Origin of the sequence: Kocuria oceani, from assembly GCF_029524215.1 — a bacterium.
Taxonomy (GTDB): Bacteria; Actinomycetota; Actinomycetes; order Actinomycetales; family Micrococcaceae; genus Kocuria; species Kocuria oceani.
This window is the reverse complement of the sequence record NZ_JARAMH010000043.1, coordinates 1-5,816: the sequence shown is the minus strand read 5'-3', so window position 1 is coordinate 5,816 and position 5,816 is coordinate 1. Positions and strand designations below refer to the sequence as shown.

The 5,816-nt window shown below is 64.9% G+C and carries 5 protein-coding genes and 1 pseudogene; 2 read left to right on the top strand and 4 right to left on the bottom strand.

Translation table 11 applies throughout. The features are described 5' to 3' along the window. Nucleotides 1-381 precede the first annotated feature (381 nt). Nucleotides 382-1,571 (top strand): IS3 family transposase gene (locus PU704_RS19835; protein ID WP_136341198.1). Its coding sequence is split into 2 segments (ribosomal slippage): nucleotides 382-634 and nucleotides 634-1,571, totalling 1,191 coding nucleotides; the frame shifts between segments, so codons are not numbered across the junction. Nucleotides 1,572-1,793: 222 nt separating this feature from the next. Here the strand turns inward: PU704_RS19835 and PU704_RS19830 are convergent. Then, on the bottom strand, nucleotides 1,794-2,249 hold the full coding sequence (locus tag PU704_RS19830; RefSeq protein WP_277552859.1) for a hypothetical protein: 456 nt from the start codon (nucleotides 2,247-2,249) through the stop codon (nucleotides 1,794-1,796). A 481-nt stretch (nucleotides 2,250-2,730) separates the two neighbouring features. Here PU704_RS19830 and PU704_RS19825 point away from each other — a divergent pair, with 481 nt between their 5' ends. Beyond that, complete coding sequence (locus PU704_RS19825) at nucleotides 2,731-2,910, top strand: hypothetical protein (protein ID WP_277552857.1); 180 nt, start codon at nucleotides 2,731-2,733, stop codon at nucleotides 2,908-2,910. A 463-nt stretch (nucleotides 2,911-3,373) separates the two neighbouring features. Here PU704_RS19825 and PU704_RS19820 read toward each other — a convergent pair whose 3' ends face one another. The 3 genes and pseudogenes from PU704_RS19820 to PU704_RS19810 form a co-directional block, all read right to left on the bottom strand. Further along, nucleotides 3,374-3,703, bottom strand: coding sequence for a histone-like nucleoid-structuring protein Lsr2 (locus PU704_RS19820; protein WP_277552855.1), 330 nt, complete (start codon nucleotides 3,701-3,703; stop codon nucleotides 3,374-3,376). A gap of 353 nt (nucleotides 3,704-4,056) precedes the next feature. Beyond that, nucleotides 4,057-5,691, bottom strand: coding sequence for a DEAD/DEAH box helicase (locus PU704_RS19815; RefSeq protein ID WP_277552853.1), 1,635 nt, complete (start codon nucleotides 5,689-5,691; stop codon nucleotides 4,057-4,059). 8 nt (nucleotides 5,692-5,699) lie between these two features. Continuing rightward, nucleotides 5,700-5,816 (bottom strand): annotated as a pseudogene (locus PU704_RS19810) (IS481 family transposase); the annotation flags it as partial.

Here is a 5,816-nt window from a genome sequence, read left to right as displayed (position 1 = left end):
GTCCTCTGAATAGATCAGCATGCTTGGTCGCTACTGATCATCGGGGACCTCGACCCCTACCTTGCTGAACTCACTACGCGAGTCTCACTCCCCACCCGAAAGACGTAGAGCCACATTATTGGCGGGGCTCGCTTCGCCTGGGCTGCTTGATGAATGGTGTGAGCATTTAAGGCGGGCAGTTCATGTATCGCCTCGCCGGCCAGTCTTTCGCAGAAACGTGGATCCAAGTTGTTAGGGGCGCCCGCTTTGGCTGGATGAGCTAAGAGTCTGGTGCTGCCGTTGTCATCCTCGGCCTGGGTAAAGGTCCGGTTGCTGAGGTTGACCCCCTTCGGTGGACGTCCTTGATGGTCAGGCCTGGTGCCTGGCAGGGAGGATGTTCCTGTGGGAGCCAAACGGAAGAGGTACACGCCCGCGTACCGGCGTGATGCCGCGCATCTGGTGATCGACACCGGGCGCCCGATCGTCCACGTGGCGAAGGAGATCGGTGTCGGAGAAGCTCTGCTGGGTCGTTGGGTTGCGATCGAGAGGGCCAAGATGGACGACCCGCCCTCAGCACTGGATACCGATGAGCGGGCAGAGCTGGAGCGGTTGCGCCGTGAGGTGGCCGAGCTGCGGATGGACCGGGAGTTCCTGAAAAAAGCAGCCGCCTTCTTCGCGACCGAGAACCAGAACCGGTGAGGATGTTCGAGCTCATCGACGCGGAGAAGGCCGACTACGAGATCACCCGCATGGCCGAGCTGCTCGAGGTGTCCCGGTCGGGCTACTACGCCTGGCTGGCACGTCGCGAGGGGCCGCCGGGTCCCTCGGCTGTGCGACGGGCCCAGCTGGGCCAGAAGGTGCTGGCCGCCCACACGGCCTCCGACGGGGTCAACGGTGCGCCGCGGATCCTGGCCGACCTGCGCGCTGTCGGGGAGGTGGTCTCGCGCAAGACGGTCGCGAAACTCATGCGCGCCCACGGCATCGCCGGCATCAGCCCGGCCACCTGGCACCCGGTGACCACGGTCGCAGACGAGTCCGCGCACACGATCCCCGATCTGGTGGAGCGCGACTTCGATCGCGGCCGCCTCGATGCGGTGTGGACCTCGGACATCACCTATTTGCCCACCGATCAGGGATGGCTGTACTTGTGCGCGGTCCGCGACGGCTGCTCGCGGCGGGTGCTGGGCTGGGCGGTCGATGACCACCTGCGCACTGAGCTGGTCGAGACCGCGCTGCGCCGGGCAGTGACCCTGCGCCGGTGTGACACCACCGGAGTGATCTTCCACGCCGATCGCGGCTGCCAGTACACCTCCGCCCGGCTGGCCGAGGTCGCCGCCGAGCTGGACGTCAGGATCTCGGTCGGGCGGACCGGGGTGTGCTGGGACAACGCGCAGATCGAATCGTTCTGGTCGACGTTGAAGACCGAGTACTACCACCGGCGGAGATTCACGACCAAGGCCGCCGCCAAGCGCGGCGTCGGCGCCTGGATCGAGGCTACCTACAACCGGACCCGACGGCACTCGTCACTGGGCATGCTCAGCCCGGTAGCCTTCGAGCACCAGCTCATGAACCCCGCGGCAGAAGCCGCATAACTCGATGTCCACGAAACGGGGTCAACCCCATTGCCCGGAGTTGGTTAGCTGTGTGGTGGTGACGCTCTTTGGACATTGAGAGTCGCTCTCCGTGGTCTTCCCGATATGGACGTCCATTGAGGGCAACAGGGGACAGTGGCACGCAGTTGGAGCGGTTAGATCTAACAGTTCCAACATGCTCGGGGCCCTTTGATCCAAGCCTCCTGAGCCCATACCGAAAGGTCACGCGGTTAGAGGCAGGCTCTTCTTCTCCCACTCATCCAGTGCCCCGATCAGCAGCGTTCCCGGGCGGGTGGCCTCCCGGTAGACGGACACGACTCCGGTGAGGGACGCCCCGGCCGTGATGACCAACCATGCTTCAGAAGGGTCGAGGAAGCTGATCGGAGCTGCCGGTGGCCACGACCGGCGTCGCCGCAGGAATGGCACGAAGGTGGCATGGGCCTCCACACGCACCAGGTCCTGGAGGCGCAGCGCGTGGTAGCCGTTGAGATAGGCGCCGTCACGGATGCCGGCCAGCAGCACCCAGGTCCCACCGAGCTCGACCACTACGCCCTCGAGCACCTCGTGCGGTTCCATGGATCGCTGCACCTGGACCGGCGTGCCTGAGGCCAGGGACTTCCACAGCGTAGCGGGTAGCTTCTTCCGCGACGTCTTCTTCGAGGGCTGGTCCTTGGTCACGGCTCATGGTGGCACCCGGGCGAGATGGCCCCATTGGAGACACGCGGTATCCGATTGACGCCGTAGGGTCAGCGCGACTTGTGAATGCAAACGCAGATTGTTAGATCGGTTCGTTCTGTTAGAACTAATAGATCCAACAGAGTGAAGGATGCTTAGCGCCCATGGGCGGGGCGAGGGCAGTGCTTGGTCCGAGACGTCGTGACCCACCCATACTTCCTTTCCTGCGACCGCCTCATGCTGGTGGTCGCCCGCCGGATGAGCGCACACCGGGTGCTGAATGCCTACACCGCGATCGCTAAGAAGGTGTTGCGATGACCTAGAAACCTGAGCGTCCCGCCTCGTTGCAGAGCCGCCGGCCCCACCCGGCACCGGATGAGCACATCGACCCAATTGACTACACACCCTCACGTGCCGCCATGCCCCAGCCCATGACACCGGTGGTGTCGTCCCCGCCGATGCAGACACCCCGGCGGCTGAGCCCATGGCGGCCGCACCTAAGCGGGGCCGGGGTCGGCCGCGCCGGGAACCCGCGATCCAGCTCGGGGTGCGGGTGGCCCAGGACGTCTCCGATCTGCTCGAAGAGCGCACCGATCACGACGGCACCGCCCGTGCCGTGATCGAGAACGCCGTGCGCGCCGACGCCCAACAGATCGGCAGATAGCACTGTCCTTGAGCGGGGGAGGGGTGCGGCCGCGGGCGGCTTTCCCATGGTCGGTGACGAAGGAACCCGGCTCACCGTTGCTGGTGGGCCGGGTCTTCTTCTTCTGAGGACAGGCGGCGGGAGGGGTGGGTGGTTCCGTGGGCCGTCGATCGACGCGGGTGCCCACTCCCCGTCCGCAAGGGGCCAGGGCTGACCCCCAATAGAAGTCGTTATCGGGGGCCAAAGGGACGATCAGCGCTGTCCAGGCTGAACGCGGGGCGTCCTGGCGGCTCCGTACCGGGCAAGGACCGTCCACCCGTCACCAGATACTCACCACGCGGAGAAAGCCACGATGACGGCCCTCGTGCTCGAACTCTGCCCTGAGGCCTTCCAATGCGATGCCGCAGCGGTGGCCGACCAGCACCGGGCCCGAAGTCACGGAACGCCCGGAAGACCGGCTGCTGTCCGGTGGGGGAGTGGAGGGCTACTGGGCGGCGTAGTAGGCGTCCTTGACGGACTGGTGGATGCGGCCGCGGTCGGAGACTTGGTGACCGTTCTCCTTCGCCCAGGCCCGGATCTTCGCCGTCTCCGGATTACCACCAGTGGAGGACCGGGGTCCGGTGGTCCGGGTGGTCTTGCCTTGGGCCCGCCGGCCGGCAGCGGCGTAAGGGCGCAGGGCCTCCCGCAGCTTCTCCGCGTTAGCGGTGGAGAGGTCAATCTCGTACTGCCGGCCGTCCACACCGAACTGAATAGTCTCGTCAGCAGGACCACCCTCGAGGTCGTCCTCCAAAATGATCTGCACGCTCTGGGCCATCACAACACCTTTCCCTTTGTCTCGTCATGTCTTTCGCTGGAATACGCCCACAAGCAGTAACCCCGCCACGGACCTCCTTTCCCGCATGCTCTCTGGGGAAGTCGAAGTGGCGCCGATTGTGGTGAGCGATTCCGCGCACTGGTTACCCTACCGGTAAATTGCCTGTCACTTTTTTCATTGACAAAACAACCATTAGAAGCTCGCGGTCGTTGTCGAAGGTTGATTGGAGAACCAACAAATCTCTGGACAGTCCCAGGGGACTGCACTACTTGATGCCTAGGCGTCTCTGGTGGCTCCCTGGGAAACAAGGGACTGATGAATCAGCAATAAAACTGACGCTCGTGCTCATGGATCTACTGGGGGTCGGTGGATGTCAGAAGCCCATTCCAGGAGCCGGCTGCCTGCTTGATGTGGGTCTCCGTGGCGAATACGTAGCGCCAGGCCCCGAATTGTTCGTCGTCGCGGATGAAGCGGGACCAACGTTCGGCAGCGGCTTTCTTAGTCAGCACGGACGTGTCCCGGGCGTCGGCATCGGACTTTCCTTCGATCACCCAGTGAGTGCCGTGTTTGTCGATGGCGATGAAGTCGGGGAAGTAGCGTCCGGTGTCGGTGTGGATGAAGGCTTGGCCGGTGGTGTAGACCCGCAGCCACCAGGTGATTTCCTCGTCTCGGTCCAGGAGCTGGGCCAGGGCCCATTCTGTGGACTTGGCGTCGAAGGAGGCGGTGGGCATGATGTTTTTCTTCCAGCCCTGGAAGTGCACGCCCTTGCGGTAGTCGTCCTCGTAGGCGTGCGGAGCGGCCGGGTCCACCAGGACCGGTTCCAGGGGTAGGGGCACGGGGGTGAGGACGTAGGTGCGTTCCTGTTGACGGTTGCCGATGGCGGTGCGGATGAGCTGCCGGATGCCTTCGACGGCCTGTTGGCGACGGTGCTGACCCCACTCGGCGGCTGCCTGCTCGGTGGAGGTCACCCCGGCTCCGCGCAGGAACGCGGTGACCAACCGCCGGGCAGCGGTCTTCTCCCGCCGCTCCGCGGTGACCTCGGGTTGGCGCATGATCGCCTGGGTCAGTTCCTCCCGGACGGTGTCCAGGCTGGCCACTTCCTGTTGGGCTTCCTCGCTTTTTTGTGGGTCCACGACGATGGCGACGTCTCCGTTGCGTCGACGTGCGTCGAGGGCGTCGCGGAAGATCAGGGTAGGGACTTCACGGATGAACCGGGCGCCGGCGGCTTCGGCGTCCCCGTCGTGGACGTCGGAGAGTGAGAACTGGGCGGTGACGAGTTTGGCTTCCTGTCGGGGGAAGACTATGCGCGGGGCGCCCTCGATGCGCACCCGGGGGCCCGGAGTAGGAACGGCCTGTCGCTGCTGGGACTCCTGGAGGACCAGCACCGGGGTGGCCTCGACGGGGTCCTCGTCAGGCTCTGCTGCCATGGTGAACAGATCACCCTGGTTCGGATCCACGGCCAGAGGGTCGAACAGGGATTCTGGATCCGCCACCGGTCGGGGGACAGGGGAGGAAGTGCCGGCGGGGGGCGTGGTAGTGGCTGCGCCCTGGGCGTCGACCGCGGTTTGGGCGGCGGGGAGCTGCAGGCGCCGGCGCAGCACGTCTTTCTGGGAGAGCAGCGCCTGATAGGAGTCGTGGGCCACCAGGTCCACCTGGTCAACCATGGGCACGCCGGTGCGCTGACCGAAGGGCAGGCGCAGACCCCGGCCGAGGATCTGCTCGGTCAGTGTCTGGGAAGCCAGCTTGCGCAGGGCCACGATCACCGCGATGTTCTTCACATCCCAGCCCTCGCGCAGCATGTTCACGCTCACGATCGCCCGGATAGGAGAGTCAGGCCGTTCCACATCTGCCAACGCCTGCAGAGCCTCATCGGAGGATTGCGAGGTGATCTCCAGGACCGCGGAGGGGTCCCCGATGAAACCTGGGCCGGCCAGCATCTGTCCGATCTGACCGGCGTGTTCGATGCTCTGGCAGACCACGAACAGCACCGGACGCACTAGTTGTAAGAGGGCATGACGTTACTAGCACGGGCCGGGACGCGTGAGGCCGGGGGCTGATCGCCACAGGCGGTATGGGGCCGATGGTAATTGAAGTGGTTCACCCATACCCCTAT